Annotated in this window: 20 protein-coding genes and 1 pseudogene; 8 read left to right on the plus strand and 13 right to left on the minus strand. The window is 53.2% G+C overall.

What is annotated here, in order from left to right; all coding sequences use genetic code 11:
• Nucleotides 1-120: 120 nt before the first annotated feature.
• Both GA0061071_RS23285 and GA0061071_RS11530 read right to left on the minus strand, forming a co-directional pair.
• Nucleotides 121-285 (minus strand): annotated as a pseudogene (locus GA0061071_RS23285) (tyrosine-type recombinase/integrase); the annotation flags it as partial.
• 219 nt (nt 286-504) lie between these two features.
• Nucleotides 505-1,368, minus strand: coding sequence for a YicC/YloC family endoribonuclease (locus tag GA0061071_RS11530; protein WP_061492494.1), 864 nt, complete (start codon nt 1,366-1,368; stop codon nt 505-507).
• A 122-nt stretch (nt 1,369-1,490) separates the two neighbouring features.
• On the opposite strand from GA0061071_RS11530, the gene rph reads away from it, so the two are divergent.
• The gene (gene rph, locus GA0061071_RS11540; protein ID WP_061492495.1) at nt 1,491-2,207 is read left to right on the plus strand and encodes a ribonuclease PH; all 717 of its coding nucleotides are present in this window, start codon (nt 1,491-1,493) and stop codon (nt 2,205-2,207) included.
• A 64-nt stretch (nt 2,208-2,271) separates the two neighbouring features.
• Nucleotides 2,272-2,913, plus strand: coding sequence for an orotate phosphoribosyltransferase (gene pyrE, locus GA0061071_RS11545; RefSeq protein ID WP_061492496.1), 642 nt, complete (start codon nt 2,272-2,274; stop codon nt 2,911-2,913).
• A 34-nt stretch (nt 2,914-2,947) separates the two neighbouring features.
• Here the strand turns inward: pyrE and GA0061071_RS11550 are convergent, their stop codons facing one another.
• The 4 genes from GA0061071_RS11550 to coaBC form a co-directional block, all read right to left on the minus strand.
• Complete coding sequence (locus GA0061071_RS11550; protein WP_082794118.1) at nt 2,948-3,964, minus strand: SMP-30/gluconolactonase/LRE family protein; 1,017 nt, start codon at nt 3,962-3,964, stop codon at nt 2,948-2,950.
• Between the two features lie 181 nt (nt 3,965-4,145).
• Nucleotides 4,146-4,742, minus strand: a complete 597-nt coding sequence (slmA, locus tag GA0061071_RS11555) for a nucleoid occlusion factor SlmA (protein ID WP_061492497.1) — start codon at nt 4,740-4,742, stop codon at nt 4,146-4,148.
• Nucleotides 4,743-4,866: 124 nt separating this feature from the next.
• Entirely contained in the window at nt 4,867-5,325 is a 459-nt protein-coding gene (gene dut, locus GA0061071_RS11560; protein ID WP_061492498.1) for a dUTP diphosphatase, read from the minus strand.
• Nucleotides 5,303-6,514 carry a bifunctional phosphopantothenoylcysteine decarboxylase/phosphopantothenate--cysteine ligase CoaBC gene (gene coaBC / locus GA0061071_RS11565; RefSeq protein WP_088238375.1) on the minus strand — a complete coding sequence of 404 codons (1,212 nt, stop codon included), beginning with the start codon at nt 6,512-6,514 and terminating at the stop codon, nt 5,303-5,305. Before coaBC ends, dut begins: the two co-directional genes overlap by 23 nt.
• A gap of 174 nt (nt 6,515-6,688) precedes the next feature.
• Between coaBC and radC the strand changes: the two genes are divergently transcribed.
• The 4 genes from radC (at nt 6,689) to mutM (ending at nt 8,883) form a co-directional block, all read left to right on the plus strand.
• Entirely contained in the window at nt 6,689-7,357 is a 669-nt protein-coding gene (gene radC / locus GA0061071_RS11570) for a RadC family protein (protein ID WP_061492500.1), read from the plus strand.
• A gap of 216 nt (nt 7,358-7,573) precedes the next feature.
• Nucleotides 7,574-7,810, plus strand: coding sequence for a 50S ribosomal protein L28 (gene rpmB, locus GA0061071_RS11575; protein ID WP_002436699.1), 237 nt, complete (start codon nt 7,574-7,576; stop codon nt 7,808-7,810).
• A gap of 20 nt (nt 7,811-7,830) precedes the next feature.
• Nucleotides 7,831-7,998 carry a 50S ribosomal protein L33 gene (rpmG, locus tag GA0061071_RS11580; protein WP_003024094.1) on the plus strand — a complete coding sequence of 56 codons (168 nt, stop codon included), beginning with the start codon at nt 7,831-7,833 and terminating at the stop codon, nt 7,996-7,998.
• A 75-nt stretch (nt 7,999-8,073) separates the two neighbouring features.
• Complete coding sequence (mutM, locus tag GA0061071_RS11585; RefSeq protein WP_088238259.1) at nt 8,074-8,883, plus strand: bifunctional DNA-formamidopyrimidine glycosylase/DNA-(apurinic or apyrimidinic site) lyase; 810 nt, start codon at nt 8,074-8,076, stop codon at nt 8,881-8,883.
• A 75-nt stretch (nt 8,884-8,958) separates the two neighbouring features.
• On the opposite strand, the gene coaD is transcribed toward mutM, so the two are convergent.
• The 7 genes from coaD to rfaQ all read right to left on the minus strand — a co-directional run bounded on the left by coaD (nt 8,959) and on the right by rfaQ (nt 15,900).
• Entirely contained in the window at nt 8,959-9,438 is a 480-nt protein-coding gene (gene coaD, locus GA0061071_RS11590; protein ID WP_061492502.1) for a pantetheine-phosphate adenylyltransferase, read from the minus strand.
• A gap of 3 nt (nt 9,439-9,441) precedes the next feature.
• Entirely contained in the window at nt 9,442-10,212 is a 771-nt protein-coding gene (locus tag GA0061071_RS11595) for a glycosyltransferase family 2 protein (RefSeq protein WP_088238260.1), read from the minus strand.
• Nucleotides 10,212-11,486 (minus strand): lipid IV(A) 3-deoxy-D-manno-octulosonic acid transferase, encoded by a 1,275-nt coding sequence (gene waaA / locus GA0061071_RS11600; protein ID WP_088238261.1) that lies wholly within the window; start codon nt 11,484-11,486, stop codon nt 10,212-10,214. The genes GA0061071_RS11595 and waaA overlap by 1 nt, the downstream gene beginning before the upstream one ends.
• Before the next feature lie 92 nt (nt 11,487-11,578).
• Complete coding sequence (locus GA0061071_RS11605; protein WP_061492505.1) at nt 11,579-12,565, minus strand: glycosyltransferase; 987 nt, start codon at nt 12,563-12,565, stop codon at nt 11,579-11,581.
• A gap of 37 nt (nt 12,566-12,602) precedes the next feature.
• Entirely contained in the window at nt 12,603-13,697 is a 1,095-nt protein-coding gene (locus tag GA0061071_RS11610) for a glycosyltransferase (protein WP_088238262.1), read from the minus strand.
• A 2-nt stretch (nt 13,698-13,699) separates the two neighbouring features.
• Nucleotides 13,700-14,827, minus strand: coding sequence for a glycosyltransferase family 4 protein (locus GA0061071_RS11615; protein ID WP_088238263.1), 1,128 nt, complete (start codon nt 14,825-14,827; stop codon nt 13,700-13,702).
• A complete protein-coding gene (gene rfaQ, locus GA0061071_RS11620) occupies nt 14,824-15,900 on the minus strand; it encodes a putative lipopolysaccharide heptosyltransferase III (RefSeq protein WP_061492508.1) in 1,077 nt (358 codons plus the stop codon). The genes GA0061071_RS11615 and rfaQ overlap by 4 nt, the downstream gene beginning before the upstream one ends.
• A gap of 111 nt (nt 15,901-16,011) precedes the next feature.
• On the opposite strand from rfaQ, the gene GA0061071_RS11625 reads away from it, so the two are divergent.
• A complete protein-coding gene (locus GA0061071_RS11625; protein WP_061492509.1) occupies nt 16,012-16,974 on the plus strand; it encodes a polysaccharide deacetylase family protein in 963 nt (320 codons plus the stop codon).
• 24 nt (nt 16,975-16,998) lie between these two features.
• On the plus strand, nt 16,999-18,063 hold the full coding sequence (locus tag GA0061071_RS11630; protein WP_061492510.1) for a glycosyltransferase family 9 protein: 1,065 nt from the start codon (nt 16,999-17,001) through the stop codon (nt 18,061-18,063).
• Nucleotides 18,064-18,082: the final 19 nt, after the last annotated feature.

Consider the following 18,082-nt stretch of genomic DNA (forward strand, 5'->3'; position numbering starts at 1 on the left):
TGGATTCTTTATCAGGATGCGATCTATGTTGCGACGCATGTCAAAGTAAGCAACTGCTAAAAGAGAAGGGAGATTGATCGTAACGCTCATTAATAAATATCATTCTCGTAGCAACCCTTTTTAAGGCTTCTTTCTTTCATCAAAGTAATCATGCCTGTTATAGATCCCTTCTACACCTTTCAGTTTGTGGTTGAAACACCGCTCTGCTACGTGCAGAGGAACTGACAGTGAAGCAAGCAGATCTCGTCTTGTAGAGTGGATTGTGTATCGAAGCATCCAGTAAGGCTCACACTTTGGTTGGACTTTCAGATACAAGCCACGCCCATTTCCAAATTTCCCCGGTTCTCCTGCTTTGATGAAAACCTGAACCGTCCTGACAGTGAGTTACCCTATCCTGATGAAGAATCGGTGTGGAGGATAGGGTTATAAACTGCCAGATGAGACGAGTAGAGCAAAAAGCCCATTTAACATGGGCTTATGGATTGATATGGACTTTGAGAGAATTTACTCGATGTTCTGAATCTGCTCGCGCATCTGTTCGATCAGCACTTTCAGCTCGATGGCTGAATTGGTGACGTCTGCGTTAATAGACTTGGACGCCAGGGTGTTCGACTCACGGTTGAACTCCTGCATCATAAAGTCGAGTCGACGGCCAACAGCTTCTTTCTTCTTCAGAATGTTGTAGGTCTCTTTGACGTGAGCGTCGAGACGATCCAGCTCTTCGGCCACGTCGATACGTTGCGCCATCAGCACCAGTTCCTGCTCAAGACGGTTATTCTCAAGCTGCACCTGCGCTTCTTCCAGTTTGGAGACCAGGCGCTCGCGCTGCCATTGCAGGATTTCCGGCATATGCCCGCGGACTTTGGTGACTTCGGCGCTCACACCTTCAAGGCGTTGTTCGATCAGCAACTTCAATGCCTGGCCTTCGGTTTCGCGGGCGACAATGAAATCATCCAGCGCGCTATCCAGCGCAGCGAGAATTTGTGCGGCGATAGCGTCCAGATCCTGTTCCTGAGCCGCCATTACGCCAGGCCAGCGCAGAATATCAACCGGATTGATTTCCCCTTCGTCGCTCTGCATTTTGACCCAGTTCGCTGCGTTAACCAGTTGCTTAGCCAGTTTCTCATTAAGGATCAACTCGCCTTGCGCGCTGGCGTCTGGCTCAAAACGCAGATTGCATTCAACTTTTCCGCGCGTCAGGCGGGTACGGAGACGTTCGCGCACAACCGGCTCAAGGCTGCGGAATTGCTCTGGCAGACGGAAGTAAGTTTCCAGATAACGCTGGTTAACCGAGCGCAGTTCCCAAGAGGCAGAGCCCCATTCACCCTTGATTTCACGCCGGGCGTAGGCGGTCATACTGCGGATCATAGACGTTCCCGTTTTTAAAGAGAGATGCGGGGATTATAGCTTTCGTGGCCTTATCAGGATAGGAATAACCACGGTAAGCCAGTATAATGCGCAGCCACATTCGAATAGCCGGAGAAATCATCATGCGTCCAGCAGGCCGTAGCGCCACTCAGGTGCGTCCCGTTACCCTGACCCGTAATTACACAAAACACGCAGAAGGCTCCGTGCTGGTTGAATTTGGTGATACCAAAGTGCTGTGCACCGCCTCTATTGAAGAAGGCGTTCCGCGTTTTCTGAAAGGTCAGGGCCAGGGCTGGATCACAGCTGAATATGGCATGTTGCCGCGTTCCACTCATACCCGTAATGCGCGTGAAGCGGCAAAGGGTAAACAGGGCGGCCGCACGATGGAAATTCAGCGCCTGATTGCCCGCGCGCTGCGTGCTGCGGTCGATTTAAACGCGCTCGGCGAATTCACTATTACCCTCGACTGCGATGTTATTCAGGCTGATGGTGGTACCCGTACCGCGTCAATTACCGGTGCGTGTGTTGCGCTGGCTGATGCGCTGAACAAACTGGTTGCTGCCGGGAAGCTGAAAACCAACCCGCTGAAGGGCATGGTTGCCGCAGTTTCTGTGGGCATCGTGAACGGTGAAGCGGTGTGTGACCTTGAATACGTAGAAGACTCAGCAGCCGAAACCGATATGAATGTGGTGATGACCGAAGATGGCCGCATGATTGAGGTTCAGGGTACGGCAGAAGGCGAGCCCTTCTCCCACGAAGAGTTACTTACCCTGCTGGCATTGGCCAGAGGGGGAATCGAATCGATTATCGCGACGCAGAAAGCGGCGCTGGCAAACTAGTTACTAAGGGCGACGATGTCGCCCTTTTTTTTGTCTGTAGAAAAGTGAGATGAGGAGCGGATCCATGAAAGCGTACCAGCGTCAGTTTATTGAATTTGCGCTTAACAAACAGGTACTCAAGTTTGGCGAATTTACGCTGAAATCCGGGCGTAAAAGCCCCTATTTCTTCAACGCCGGGCTATTTAATACCGGGCGCGATCTGGCGTTGTTAGGGCGTTTTTACGCCGAAGCGCTGGTGGATTCCGGCATTGATTTCGACCTGTTGTTTGGCCCGGCTTACAAAGGGATCCCAATCGCCACCACTACCGCTGTCGCGCTGGCGGAACATCATGAGCGCGATGTACCTTACTGCTTTAACCGCAAAGAGGCCAAAGATCACGGCGAAGGCGGTAATCTGGTTGGCAGCGCGTTGCAGGGGCGTGTCATGCTGGTGGACGACGTGATCACCGCAGGCACCGCTATTCGTGAGTCGATGGAAATTATCCAGGCTAACGGGGCGACGCTGGCGGGCGTGCTGATTTCGCTGGATCGTCAGGAGCGTGGCCGCGCGGATATCTCCGCGATCCAGGAAGTTGAACGGGACTATGGCTGCAAAGTGATCGCCATCATCACGCTGAAAGAGTTGATTGCCTATCTGGAAGAGAAGCCGGAAATGGCCGATCACCTGGCTGCTGTTCGCGCTTATCGCGAGCAGTACGGCGTTTAAATCTCTGCCCGGCAGGTTGCCTGCCGGGTCAGTGTTACAGCAGCTTCGCGCCTTGCGTATTTACATACAGTGAATAGATCGAGGTGCTGGCGGCCATAAACAGGCGGTTACGTTGTTCGCCACCAAAACAGAGATTTGCGCAGCGTTCCGGCAGATGGATCATGCCAATCGCCTTGCCTTGCGGGTTGAAGATGCGTACGCCGTCCAGCTCTTCCGTGCCCATACCCCAGCCGCACCACAAGTTGCCATGTACATCAATGGCGATACCGTCCGCTGTTCCGTTGTCGCAGTCGATATGCACCCGTTTATTTTTTAGCTGATTACCCACCACATCCCATGCCAGAATTAAACGATTAGGCGTGGCGCGGCTCTCCACTACATACAGCGTTTTTTGGTCGGCAGAGAAGCAGATCCCGTTCGGGCCTTTGACATCTCCCAGCACAACTTCCAGCTTGCGTGTCTCCGGATCGAGACGATAAACATTCTGCGGCAGTTGCGACTCGGCTTTATGCCCTTCATAGAACCCGGCAATGCCGAATGGCGGATCGGTAAACCAGATGGAACCATCTGACTTCACGGCGATATCGTTGGGGGAGTTCAGCGGTTTTCCTTCAAAATTGTCTGCCAGCACAGTGATTGTGCCGTCGTACTCGGTTCGCGTGATGCGGCGGGTATCATGTTCACAGCTGATTAGCCTGCCTTGCCTGTCGCGGGCGTGTCCGTTGGCGTTATTTGCGGGCTTGCGAAAGAGGCTGGTCTCGCCGGTTGCTTCGTCCCAGCGCATCACCGCGTTGTTAGGAATATCGCTCCACAGCAACATACGGGTATCGCCGAACCAGACGGGGCCTTCCGCCCAGCGGCAGCCGGTAGCGAGTTGCTCGACTTTGGCACTGGAGACCATATAGTCGCGGAAGCTGTCGTCCAGCGCGACGATGCTGGGATCCGGGTAGCGGGGGGAGGGGGCCCAGGCTGCGAGGCTTTTGTGGCTGAGTAGTAACGACGCGGTGGCGATACCACTGAGTTTTAGCAGTTCCCGACGAGATGTTGCCATCCGGTCTCTCCTTATTTGTAGGGTATTTTTAAGATGATTTGCGTTAAGTGGAATTGTCTTGCCAGAGGGAGGTTAGGAAATGTTAGATGCGGCGACATCTGGCATCTCAACGAATTCCGTTGGGCTTTTTCACAGAGAGTGGGGAAATGAGAATGCAGCCACACGGGGCTGCATGGAGAGATTATTGCAATTGCGCGGCTAACAACGGCCAGCGGGTCTCAAAGTCATCGGTCGGACTGTATTTAAATTCGCTACGCACATAGCGCGATAGCATGCCTTCGCAAAAGGCCAGTAGCTGGCTCGCCAGCAGGGTTTCATCGTGAGTGAACCCTTCGCCTTCACGCATTTTGCGCTCGCGCAGAACCTGGCGTAACTGCGCTTCAATGCGCTCAAACAGCTGGTTGATACGCCCTTGCAGACGGTCCTGTTCAAACATCAGCGCGTGACCGGTCATGATGCGCGTCAGACCTGGATTGCGCTCGCCGAACCCCAGAATCAGCAGCACGATCAAACGCAGGCGCGCCGTTGTGTCTTTCTCATCCTTCAAAATCAGGTTGATGCGAGTAATCAGGCTATCTTCGATAAACTCAATCAGACTATCGAACATGCGCGTTTTACTGGGAAAATGACGATACAGCGCGGCTTCAGAAACGCCGACGGACGCCGCCAGTTTCGCTGTGGTGATGCGTTGGCTTCCATCGCTGGATTCCAGCATCAGCGCCAGAGACTGAAGTATTTCTTCGCGACGATTCCTTTTCGCAGTTTGTTTTTCTGCCATGTTCTAAAATACCCCTGAAAAATAAGCACTCGTCAGGCGAGCAGCCACACAGCGACCGCAAACGTTGCGCGTTTGCGGTGATGTTATCGCGTTATTTCGCAGTGTGATGCGTTAAAAAAGACCGTTACTGGCGGCCAGAATGGCCGAAGCCGCCTTCGCCGCGCTCGGTCGCATCGAAGTCTTCCACCAGGTTAAATTCCGCCTGCACCACGGGTACAAATACCATCTGCGCAATACGTTCGCCGGGGACGATAGTAAAGCTGTCGTGTCCGCGGTTCCATACGGAAACCATCAACTGGCCCTGATAATCCGAGTCGATCAGCCCGACCAGGTTGCCCAGCACTACGCCATGTTTATGACCCAGTCCTGAACGTGGCAGGATAACTGCAGCCAGCGCCGGGTCGGCAATATGGATTGCCAGACCAGTCGGCAGCAACGTTGTCGCGCCCGGAGCCAGCTCAATTGCGGCGTCGAGACAGGCGCGCAGGTCAAGTCCGGCGGAACCGGAGGTGGCGTATGTCGGCAGCGGGAATTCGTTGCCAACGCGCGGGTCCAGAATCTTAACGTCGATTTTTTTCATCATAACGGGTAACGATCTCGTCCAGTAATAGGTGTCCCAGAAGTTCCTTGCGTTCCAGCGGTAAGCGTTTGTCGCCCTCCTGCCAGAAAAGGTGTAATGCGTTGCTGTCGCTATTAAAGCCTTGATCGGATTGCGAAACATCGTTAGCGCAAATTAAATCGAGGTTTTTGCGGGCGCGTTTTTGCCGGGCATATTCTTCCACATTATTTGTTTCGGCGGCAAACCCAACGACATAAGGCCGGTTGGTGGAGAGCGCGGCGACACCCGCTACAATATCCGGGTTTTTTATCATTTTTATCGTGATTTCATCGCCTTGCTTTTTGATCTTTTCTTCAGCAATGCTCGCGGCACGATAATCCGCAACGGCGGCGCAGCCGATAAAAATATGCTGCTGTTGCACGCCTTTTTGCACAGCGGCTTCCATCTCCAGCGCGGTGGTGACATCCACACGTTGTACGAAAGCCGGTGTAGGCAATGAAACCGGGCCGGAAACCAGCGTCACCTTCGCGCCACGGCTGGCGGCGGCAGCGGCGATGGCGAAGCCCATCTTCCCGGAGCTGAGATTGGTGATATAGCGCACTGGATCCAGCGGTTCACGCGTTGGACCGGCGGTAATCATGATGTTCAGATGTTGCAGATCTTTGACTGGCGAGAAATGTGCGGCCGCCAGATCGACAATCGTCAGCGGATCCAGCATCCGGCCGGGGCCAACGTCTCCGCAGGCCTGACTGCCGCTGTCTGGTCCCCATAACAGTAGCCCGCGCGAGGCAAGCACTTGCAAATTATGCTGAGTAGCGGCGGCGCGATACATCTGCTGGTTCATGGCTGGCACCACCGCGACGGGCGATGGCGTAGCAAGGCAAATAGTAGAGACCAGGTCGTTGGCCATCCCGGCGGCAACGCGGGCGATTAAGTCGGCGGTCGCGGGTGCCAGGATCACCAAATCAGCCCATTTCCCCAGTTCAATATGGCCCATTGCCGCTTCTGCCGCAGGATCCAACAGGCTGTCGGAAACCGGGTGCCCGGACACGGCCTGCAGGCTCATTGGCGTAATAAAGGCTTTGGCGGCCTCGGTCATTGCGACGCGGACTTCCGCGCCGCGATCGCGCAAACGGCGCACCAGCTCAGGCGCTTTATAGGCTGCGATGCCGCCGCTTACGCCGAGGACAATTTTTTTACCCGCCAGACTCATCATGATTCTTTCCTGTTGGATTTCACCAGAAGCTGGGCATTTTATCACAATCCTGATGTTGTCGTGCTTTTGCCCGCCAACCACTTTGCGAGGCGCGACGCAGGGTAAGCAATCCGCAGTCGATGTGGTGGAATGCAGTATGGCAGCATGAGCGCGAGAGATGGAGGAAAGTACATGGATATTGTTTTTACCCCCCTGAAACCGCGGGAAAAAATGCTGAAATACGGCATTGAGTCGCTGACAGATATTGAGTTATTAGCGCTGTTCTTACGTACCGGTACGCCAGAAAAGTGCGTACTCACCATCGCCCGGGAAATGCTAACGCATTTTGGCTCGCTGTATGCGCTGCTCTCTTCCAGCCTTGAGGATTTTAAGGATATACAAGGTATTGGCCTTGCCAAGTATGCGCAGTTGAGAGGGATCGGCGAGCTGGCCCGGCGCTATTACAATGCGCGTTTGTTGGAGGAGAGTTCGCTCTTAAGCCCGGAAATGGCGCGGGAGTTCCTGCAAAGCCAGTTGATGAGCGAAGAGCGCGAGATCTTCATGGTGATCTTTCTGGATAACCAAAACCGGATACTGAAGCACAGTCGTTTGTTCAGCGGTACCATCAATAACGTAGAGGTACACCCGCGAGAAATTGTCCGCGAAGCGTTAAAAGTGAATGCAGCGGGCGTGATCCTCGCGCATAATCACCCCTCAGGTAATGCTGAGCCAAGTAAAGCGGATAAGCAGATCACCGAACGCGTGGTAAAATGCTGCCAGTTCATGGGCATACGAGTGCTTGATCACCTTGTTATCGGGCGTGGAGAGAGCGTTTCGTTTGCAGAGCGTGGCTGGATTTAGACCACTTTGCGCGATCCATCGGGATCTTTGTCTGTTCGGGACTTGAGCACACCGCCGACTCAGCGTATACTACGCCACCTTTGAGAATCTCGGGTTTGGCATTTGGGCCTGGCAATCGAGAGTTCACATTGAACTGCGATGACCGGGCTGTAAAGCCTGACGAGGCGCCGATACCCCATACGAAGCTCGAGCTAATTTGATTTTTGGAGAATAGACATGTCCCGAGTCTGCCAAGTTACTGGCAAGCGTCCGGTGACCGGTAACAACCGTTCCCACGCACTGAACGCGACTAAACGCCGTTTCCTGCCGAACCTGCACTCTCACCGTTTCTGGGTTGAGAGCGAGAAGCGTTTTGTCACCCTGCGCGTATCTGCTAAAGGTATGCGTGTAATTGATAAGAAAGGCATCGATACAGTTCTGTCTGAACTGCGTGCCCGTGGCGAAAAGTACTAAGTACTTAGAGGATATAAATCATGGCTAAAGGTATTCGTGAGAAAATCAAGCTGGTTTCTTCCGCTGGTACTGGTCACTTCTACACCACCACGAAGAACAAACGTACTAAGCCGGAAAAACTGGAACTGAAAAAATTCGATCCAGTTGTCCGCCAGCACGTGCTGTACAAAGAAGCTAAAATTAAATAATTTTAGTTTTCTTGAACAAAAACCCCGCATTGTCGGGGTTTTTGCATTTCTGATAACCCGCAAGCCGGAGACGAGATGCCTGAATTACCCGAAGTCGAAACCAGCCGTCGTGGCATAGAACCGCATTTGGTAGGTGAAACCATTCTTCATGCGGTGGTACGCAACGGGCGATTACGCTGGCCGGTTTCTGAAGAGATCCACAGCCTGAGCGATAAACGTGTGCTCAGCGTTCAGCGCCGCGCCAAATATCTGCTGCTGGAGCTACCGGACGGCTGGATCATCATCCATCTTGGTATGTCCGGTAGCCTGCGCATTCTTCCCTACGAATTACCGGCAGAGAAACACGACCACGTCGATTTGGTGATGAGTAATGGCAAAGTACTGCGTTACACCGATCCTCGCCGTTTTGGCGCGTGGCTGTGGACGAAAGAGCTTGAGGGCCACAACGTACTGGCGCATCTCGGGCCGGAGCCGTTAAGTGAGGCGTTTAACGCCAGCTATCTTCAACAGAGATGTGCGAAGAAAAAAACCGCTATCAAACCCTGGCTAATGGATAACAAGCTGGTGGTGGGTGTTGGCAACATCTACGCCAGCGAATCGCTGTTTGCCGCAGGGATCCACCCCGATCGCCTTGCTTCATCACTTTCGGCGCAGGAGTGTGAAATCCTGGTGCGCGTGATCAAAGCCGTTTTGCTGCGATCCATTGAGCAGGGTGGAACCACGCTGAAAGACTTTTTGCAAAGCGACGGGAAACCGGGCTATTTTGCGCAGGAATTGCAGGTGTACGGGCGGGAAGGTGAGCCTTGTCGCGTATGCGGTACGCCAATCGTTGCGACTAAGCACGCACAGCGTTCAACGTTTTATTGTCGTCGTTGCCAGAAATAAATCCGGCATTTTTTGCGCCTGGTGACGGCACGCTTACCGGGCCTGCAATTTCCGCAGGCCGGACAGGTAGGCCGCTTACTTCAGCTTTTCCAGCAGCGCCTGATGCACATTGGTTGGCAGGAAGTGCGTGACATCGCCATGGTGGCGTGCCACTTCTTTAACCAGTGTCGAGGAGATAAATGACCACTCTTTCGACGGCATCAAAAACACGCTCTCCAGCTCCGGCATCAGGTGGCGATTCATATGCGCAAGCTGCATCTCATATTCAAAATCCGCCACCGCGCGCAGACCGCGAATCAAAATATTAGCCTGCTGAGTGCGGGCAAAATTCGCCATTAAATCGCTGAATCCGACAACCTTAACATTTGGCAGATGCGCCGTGGCTGACTGCGCCAGTGCCACGCGCTCATCCAGATTAAACATCGGTTTTTTGCTCGGGCTGGCGGCAATCGCTAATACCACCTCGTCAAACATCACGGCGGCGCGGGCAACAATATCAATATGCCCGTTGGTAATAGGATCAAAGGTCCCGGGATAAATCGCTTTTGTGCTCATCGCTTATTCTTTCTCTGAATAACCGTGGTTCAGTGCCCACAGCCCGGTGTATTTATTGAAAGTATACTGCGCGTTAACCACCGCCAGCAGCCAGCCTTGTTTGCCATCAAACACGCCGCCGCGTAACAGCAGGGTTTTGCAAAAGGCGCCCAAAGTATGGGCGAAAATTCCCGGAAGCGAGGTTTTTTTTCCGCGTTGATGGCGCTCCTGCGCCCACGCAGCCGCGTAATTGAGCTGTTTGCGCTGGAAACTGAAGAAATCCCGGCAGGTCAGATGCAGCAAATCCCCACTCAGCGCAATCACCTGCGCCTGTGGCGCTTCCAGCGACTCATGCACAAGATTATCGTTGTACTGGTAGCGCTCGCGCTCATACAAACGCGTTACGCGATCGGGATACCAGCCACTGTGGCGCATAAAGCGACCGAGAAAATAGTTTCGACGGGCGATGCTGTAAACCGCGCCCGGTTGCGGTGCATCAAGCACGGCACGCAGTGTCTGCGCCAGTTCCGGTGTGACGCGCTCATCGGTGTCGATCATCAGGATATAATCGCCGTTGGCATAGCGCTGTGCCCGCTGGCGCTGAATGCCATAACCGGGCCATTCAGCACTGCTAAAGACTTTTGCACCGGCGCGGGTGGCAATGCCGACGGTGTCATCCTCACTACCGGAATCCAGTACTACAATTTCATCTGCCCAGGCGACGGACGCCAGGCAATCCGGCAGCAGATCCGCCGCGTTTTTGGCGATCATCACCACCGACAAACGTCTGGACATTAATGGCTCCGCTGAGGCAAATACGGTTGCAGGAGTTGCAGCAGGCGCGCCAGTGCCCCCTGGTTCTGGTGCAGCACTTCCACTGCATGGCGCCCGTACCATAAACGATAGTCTTCATCAGTTAGCAGCGTCGACACCTCTTTCACCAGCGAATCCGCATCGGTGACGGTAATCAGCCCTTCCGCTTCCTGCAAACGCGCGCAGATATCTTTGAAATTAAAGGTGTGCGGCCCCATCAGCACCGGAATAGCATGCGCTGCGGGCTCCAGTGGGTTATGGCCACCGCGCTCCACCAGACTGCCGCCAACAAAGGCCAGGTCGGCAATGCCGTACAGCAGCATCAATTCACCCATGGTATCGCCAATCACCACTTGGGTACTGCCGGAAGGGATTTCGCCCGTACTGCGCAAGGTGTAACTGAACCCGGATTTTTGCGTCATATTGCGGGCGTCCGGGAAACGTTCCGGATGACGCGGAACCAGAATCAGCAGCAAATCCGGGAAACTCTCCAGAAGTTTGCGGTGTGCCTGTAAAATAATGGCCTCTTCGCCATCGTGTGTGCTGGTGGCAATCCACACTTTACGGCGCGGCGCCCACTGGCGACGCAGGGTAACCGCGCGCGCGGCAAGTTCCGGCGTTACCGAAATATCGAATTTCAAACTGCCGGTCACCGTCAGTTGATTGCGTTTCAGCCCGAGTTGCAGAAAACGATCGCCATCTTCCTGATTTTGCGCGGCAATGAGCGTGATTTTGCTCAGCAGGCGGCGCATAAATTTCCCCAGTTTCCCATACCCTTTCGCTGACCGCTCCGACAGGCGCGCATTGGCGATCACCAGCGGGATTTTCCGGGTGTTGAGCGCGGAAATCATATTCGGCCACAGTTCCGTCTCCATCACGATCACCAGCTTCGGGCGAACGGTGTTAAAGAAACGGTTCATGGCGCAGGGCAGGTCATAGGGCAAATAGACGTGATGAACATCTTTACCAAACGCCGACATCACGCGTTCTGAACCGGTTGGCGTCATGGTGGTGACAGTGATGGGCAGTGAAGGATAGCGATGACGCAAGGCTCGCACCAGCGGGATCGCCGCCAGCGTTTCGCCAACGGATACAGAATGCAACAAAATACCGTCCGGCTTCACTTTGTTACGACAGAATCCATAACGCTCGGCCCAGCGTTTACGGTAAGCAGGGGCCTTGCGGCTGCGAAGTAATAATCGCAACCACACCAGAGGCTGAATGACGTAGAGCAGGGTGGTATACAACAATTCCAAGCGACTATCCGTTTTTTTGAGATTCGGCGGGCAAATTCTAAGCATTTAGGCACGTTAAAGCTATACCTTTGGCGTGCCTGCAAGAGAAGCTATCAGGCATGGCGATAAGGCTTGAGGCGGAAATAACGTCGGCCCAGGCGCCAGCGTAAACGCAGTGTACAGGCATTCTTCCAGATCAGCCGCCAGATACCGCGATCGAAAAACTCGTTAATAATTATGCGCTTCTTCTCTTCATCTTTCATGCAATCAAAGGTATGGATAATGCCAAGACCTTCTTTAGCGATTTGCCAGCGGCAGGCAGAAATCTGTTTTGCTTTAGCCGCATAGCGCTGATTGATTGCCTCAAGCATTTCGAGAATTTTCATATAATGGCGCGCTGAGCGCATTAACGTGTCGTCATTATCGGGTTTGTGCGACACTGATTCAGAGTGAATGTAATAATCGTAGAACTGCTCGCTGGTGTATTGCACGCGCTCAGCTGCCAGCAGGACTTCCGTGGTCCAGGGAATGTCCTGGTGACGTAGACCCGGTTCGAAATGAAAGGCATGCTGCTGGATAAACGCACGACGATATATATTCAGCCAGGTAACATGCAGGAATTTACGTGAATCAAGCGCCTGTTTAAGCCAGATATGGCCCGCAATGACGCCTGTTGAGGCGAGTCGCTCCGGTGGAAAAATTGGGTGCACATCTTTTCTTTTTTCATAGACGTAGCGGCCATTACAGGTTGCGACGTCCAGGTTTCCCGTTTCCGCCATATTGAGCAGTGTGTTGTACATGCCGGGGTAAATTTTGTCGTCAATATCTGGAAACGTCAGATATTTACCGGTGGCGACAGCCAATCCGCTGTTGCGCGCCACGGATACGCCCTGATTAGTCTGTTGAATAAGCTGGACGTTTTGCAATCTCTCTTTCCAGTTATCAATCACGGCCAGGCTCCCGTCGGTGGAGCCGTCATTCACCAGAATGAGTTCATAACTGTTTAGTTGCTGCTGCTCAATGCTTTCAAAAAACTGATCGAGGAATTTTTCGCCGTTATAAACGGCAACGACGATGCTAAGTAAAGGAGACTGACTCATAGATGGTCCGCTATCGTGTCCTGGTGTTCATTGTGCGTCAGGCGCTGCGCAACTGACGATACTGCTGGCAAATAGTTTCTACGCCGAATTTTTCCAGCGCGGATGCTTCTATTACAGGCGGGTTATGGTAAATGCTTTGCATTGTTTGAGCCAGCGCTCTGCTGTTCAGCTCCGCCAGACCCGCCGCCAGCGCACCGGTGAGGATCTCGCTCACGCCGCCCGGGCAGCGAGTGCTGACGACCGGTGTGTTGAGCAATAATGCTTCTACAATGACATTGCCGAAACCCTCGCTGTCTGAGCTGAGCACCAGCATTTTTGCGTGCTTGATCCAGGGAAGCGGGTTGGGCTGAAAGCCTTTAAATATTACCCTGTTACCAACGCCCGATGCAGCGGCTAACTGACGTAACCGCTGCTCTTGCTGCGGAGTACCCTGCCCCAGCAACACCAACGGCGCCTGGATGCCGCTTTGTGCATACGCCTCAATCAGGCGATCGTGCCGTTTGGCCGGATGGAAACGCCCTACGTGAATGATATAGTCCGTGCCCGCCATTTCGCATGGCGCTTCTGCTCCTGCCCGTAGTGCGGCAATATCGAATGGGTTATATATGGTTTTCAGTTGGGCTGGTGTCAGCGCAAACTGCTCGACCAGATCCTTACCCACGGCTTCTGAAACAGCAACGATATTACGGTTCTGGTACACCCGTTTAATTTTCTGCTGTTTAAGCCAGCGGTCAAAACCGGTGCGATGGCCGAGGTAGGATGTCGAAAACATGCCATGCAGGCAGAACCACAGGTTATGATTTTTCAACGCCTGGCTACGGAAAACTATCCGATCGGTTTTATGTAGATTCGACAGTACCAGATCAAAATGCCCCGTTTTTTCGGCAAGATGAATGGTCTTATCCAATTGCCGTGCCCGGCGGCTCAATTCCGTTAATTTACGCCAGGGTTTACGACAATGATCGGTAATAACCTGGTAATGTAATCCCTCCGGAAGCGGGTATTCACAGACATCGCGTAGCGAAAAGAGCGAAACATGTTCGCCCTCGCGCAATAACTGTTCCGCCAGCGTAAGCACCACTTTCTCTGCGCCGCCGCCAGGCAGTCCATCAATAATAAATAGAATGCGCATGATTATTTCACCAGGTGTTGATAGAGGGAAAGCAGTTGTGCGGATAAGTTTTCGTTGGTGCACTGCATAATACGCGACCGGGCGTTTTCGCCTTCGGCTGAGTTGAGCGCGCGCGTGGGTAAGGCCATTACGGCGTCCTGCAAACGACGGATATCCAGCGCATCGCAGACGTATCCGTTTCGCCCTTGCTCAATAAATTCCGCACCGCCGCAACCGTGTGTGGTGATCACCGGTAGCCCGCAGGCCATTGCTTCAAGAATCACATTCGGAAAGGGATCGTACAGCGTGGGCAGCAGTAAGCCATCGGCCATTTGGTAAAAGGGCAGCGTCTCCGGTTGCATACCAAAAAAGTGCACGCGCTCGGCGCACTTTAGCGTTTGTGCCAGCGTCTGATAGCGTTTCTGATCTTTATCTTTACCAACGACCAAAAGATGGCAGGTTGTGGGCGCAACCGCACGGATTGCCGCATCCAGCCCTTTTCGCTCAAACCCGGAACCGACATAAACAAAGCAGGTGGCCTCAACCGGAATTCGCCATTGCTCACGTAGCTGTATAAGGGTGTTGGCATCCGGTGGGGTGAAATGGCGGTGATCGACAGCATTATAAATCACATGGATCTTGTCCGCCGGGAAGGCGAAATCTTCGATGATCTCTTGTTTCACCATTTCTGCGTTGCAGATGACGGCACGCAGACTGGGATGCTGATACATCTCTTTTTCCGCCTGCATCACATAGCGGTGATAGCGGTCGGCAAACAGAAAGCGCTTTTTCCAGCCAGGGATTATGCGCGACCGTTGTAACAGCCAGCGGCGGTGCACCCCGTCTCCTGCCCGGTATAAGTCACAGCCGGCAATGCGTTCGTGACTCTGTACTAAGTCAAAGTGTTCGCGTTGCCATAAATCGCGAGCGGCGAGAGCGAAACCGCGCTCGCGGCTGATCCGTCCCCATTTTTTCGGATCGCAAATGTGAATGCGCCAGTCCGGTTTGACCGGGCCTTGCCATTCGCGAGTAATGACGTTGAGCTCAAGGTTGCTGTTATCCAGCGCTTCCAGCGCGCGGGATACAAAGCGTTCAGCGCCGCCATCGGGGCGGTATTTTTGCCTGACCAGCGCCAGTCGGAACGTACTCATGCCAGTAACCTTTTCGCTGCGCTAATCACTGCATCTACGGGGATCGCGTCCAGATAACGCTCGTCGGTGTGCGTGTCGATATCGTCCGGATCGGGGAGCGGGCCGTAATCTCCAGCCCAAATGACTTCACCTTTCGCCTGCCAGGGACGCCAGAAAACCAGTTTCGAAGGGCCGAACAGCGCCACAAGCGGCGTACCAAGCGCCGCAGCCATATGCATGGGTACGGAATCCACACCGATAAACAACCGCGCATGGTCGATCAATGCTGCAAGCTGGCGTAATGTGAGTTGCCCGGCCAGAGAGTGGAATTGTGCATCGGGACAGCCGGCAATAATGGTTTCGACCATTTTTTTCTCTTTTGCATCGGGGCCGGACGTCAGCACGATTTTGTGACCCGCAGCGGAGAGCGCATCCATGACTGCGCTGATATTGCCCTCACGCCAGCATTTATAGAACCAGCGTGAAGTGGGTTGGATAACCACATAACTTTCCTGAAAATCTGGCGGCAAAAGCGACCGGCATACTTGCCAGTCCTGATCGGTGTAACTCATTTTCGCCGGGACGTCATGGACGGCCTCGCCGATGGCGCTCAGGATGGAAAGATTCTGCTCAACGGTGTGCTGTGTGTTGTGAGCCTGAGTGGAGGCCAAATCAGTGTGACAGAATGCCCAGAAAGGATGACGACGTTTAGGGAACGCAAAACCAACGCGCTTTCTGGCGCCGGTAAGGCGCGTACAGATGGCGCTGCGCCATTGATCGGCGAGGTTTAGCACTAAGTCGTACTTCTGCTTGCGCAGCGTGCAAAGTAGCCCGGCTTCCATTTTGAGTTGATGAAGCACCCCCTGCTTTTTCCATTTGCGATCGATGCCATAAATACTGTGAATATCCGGATTGGCGGACAGCATTTCCCGTGTCTCTTCATAGAGCAGAACATCGATCTGCGCGGTCGGAAAGCGTTGCCTGAGAGCCAGAATCAGCGGGGTGGTTAATAACATATCGCCATGATGGCGCAGTTTTATAACCAGTATTCGCGCGGGCGCAGTAGGCTCAGGAAGTCGGGTGTCGGACGTCATAAAGTCTTCTTCATCACATTACAGGCTTGTGATTCTAGGTTATCAGACTGATTGAGAGAAGCATTGTATTGCTCTACCATGGCGCCACATACCTGTCCTGAGGAAAACACTGTGCACAAACCTGCATTTCTTATCACCATCGATACTGAGGGAGATAACCTCTGGCAGAAGCACGACAGTATCACGACTGAAAATGCGAAGTACTTGCCGCGTTTTCAGCAGCTTTGTGAAAAATATGGTTTCAAACCCGTATATCTCACCAACTATGAGATGGCCATTGACCCTGCCTACATTGAATTTGCAAAAGATGTGATTGCCAGAGGAACGGCGGAAATCGGTATGCATCTTCATGCGTGGAACAGCCCGCCGACGGCACCGTTAACCGATGATGACTGGCGTTATAAGCCTTACCTGATTGAGTATTCTGATGCGGTAATGCGCGACAAAGTCAGCTATATGACGCAACTGCTGGAAGAGACCTTCCAGACGAAAATGGTCAGTCACCGTGCGGGACGTTGGGCATTTGATGAGCGTTATGCGCGCTTATTGTTGGAGCATGGCTATCAGGTGGATTGCTCGGTGACACCGAAAGTGAACTGGCAACCGGCGAAAGGCGCGCCACATGGTATGGGTGGTACCGATTATCGCGATTTCCCTCAACGCGCCTATTTTCTGGATGAGAACGATATCCGCCGTGAAGGGAACTCTTCTCTGCTGGAAGTGCCAATGAGCATCCAGCATAAGCATTCGGCGCTGATGAATAGCATCAAGCAGGGTTACGATCGCCTGCGCGGGAAGGTGCGTAGCCCGTCAGTACACTGGCTGCGCCCTATGGGTGGCAATAACGACACCATGAAGCGTGTGGTTGAGCAGACGCTGTCGCAGGGTAATGATTATGTTGAGTATATGCTGCACTCGTCCGAGTATATGCCTGGCGGCAGTCCCACTTTTAAAAACGAGCACGATATTGAGCGTTTATATGAGGATCTGGACGCGTTCTTCGCCTGGCTGGCACCTAAAACGCAGGGCATGACGCTTGCGGAATATTATCAATATAAAGTCGCCGAGAAATAAGCGTTTATCGATGAGTTATGCACAATGAACATGATTAAAAAGTTGACGCGCCGGAAGAACGCTTTTTTTCGCTCTATCAAGCTCCATTTAATCAATCGGCGCTACCGCCATAAAGCCGCGCGGGAGGCCTTTCAGCCTCATCGCATCAAGAACGTATTGCTCCTGAGGCTGGATGACAAAATTGGCGATATGGTCATCACCACCGGATGCGCCAAGGCGCTGGCCGAAAAGGGGTACCGGGTTTCGGTGCTCACTGGCCCGTTGTGCAAACAGATCCTGAGTGGCTCTGAGTACCTGGAGAATATTCACCTTCATCGCCCGCGCATGGCGCTTGACGAATTGAAATCTGTGCAGTTTGATGCGGTTATCGATTTTGACGATGTGGTGTCCTATGAGCGTTTTAAACTGCATGCCGATCTCGGTGTGCCGTGTGTCATTGGTTTTAACAAAGATAGCTATAAGCTGTTTGACCAGTCGATCCCTTTTTTCGACGAAAACAAACATGTGACCGAGCGTTACAAAGCCGTACTCAACCTGTTTGGTATCGCCGATGCGCACTACCACTACCATGTTCCGTTTAATCAACAGGAACACGATAAGTTGCGACGTTTGTTGGGGGATAAAACAGACGATACGCGCTACGTCGCGATCAATCCCTTCACCGGATCGGAAGATAAAGATTTCAGTCGCGAGCAGGTGGTGGAACTCATTGACGCGCTACATTCGCTGCCTTTTCCTGTAACCGTCATCATGATTGGGCAGAGCGCGAAGATAGCCAGCCTGGCGCTGGAAAATGTGATCGTGGTGGAGAACAGTACCATTAACTCCGCTGTGGAGATCGTTCGCTGTAGCGATTTGGTGATCACGCCGGATACCTCCATTGTGCATATTTCCCGCGCTCTGGATAAGCCGCTGATTGCGGTTTATAACAAACGGAAGCTGAAAGACACCGGTTTGCCAGGCTATAAAATTTGGGCACCCAACTACGCAAAGGCCCAGCAGATCATCTGTGACACGGATTTTATCTCTGCGATGCCTGTTAACGATTTAGTTAAGGCGGTGAAGCAGCGGCTGTCTGACTTGCAATAAAAAAAGCCCTGATGGGCCT

It is taken from the genome of Kosakonia oryzendophytica (assembly GCF_900094925.1).
In the GTDB taxonomy this organism is placed as follows: Bacteria; Pseudomonadota; Gammaproteobacteria; order Enterobacterales; family Enterobacteriaceae; genus Kosakonia; species Kosakonia oryzendophytica.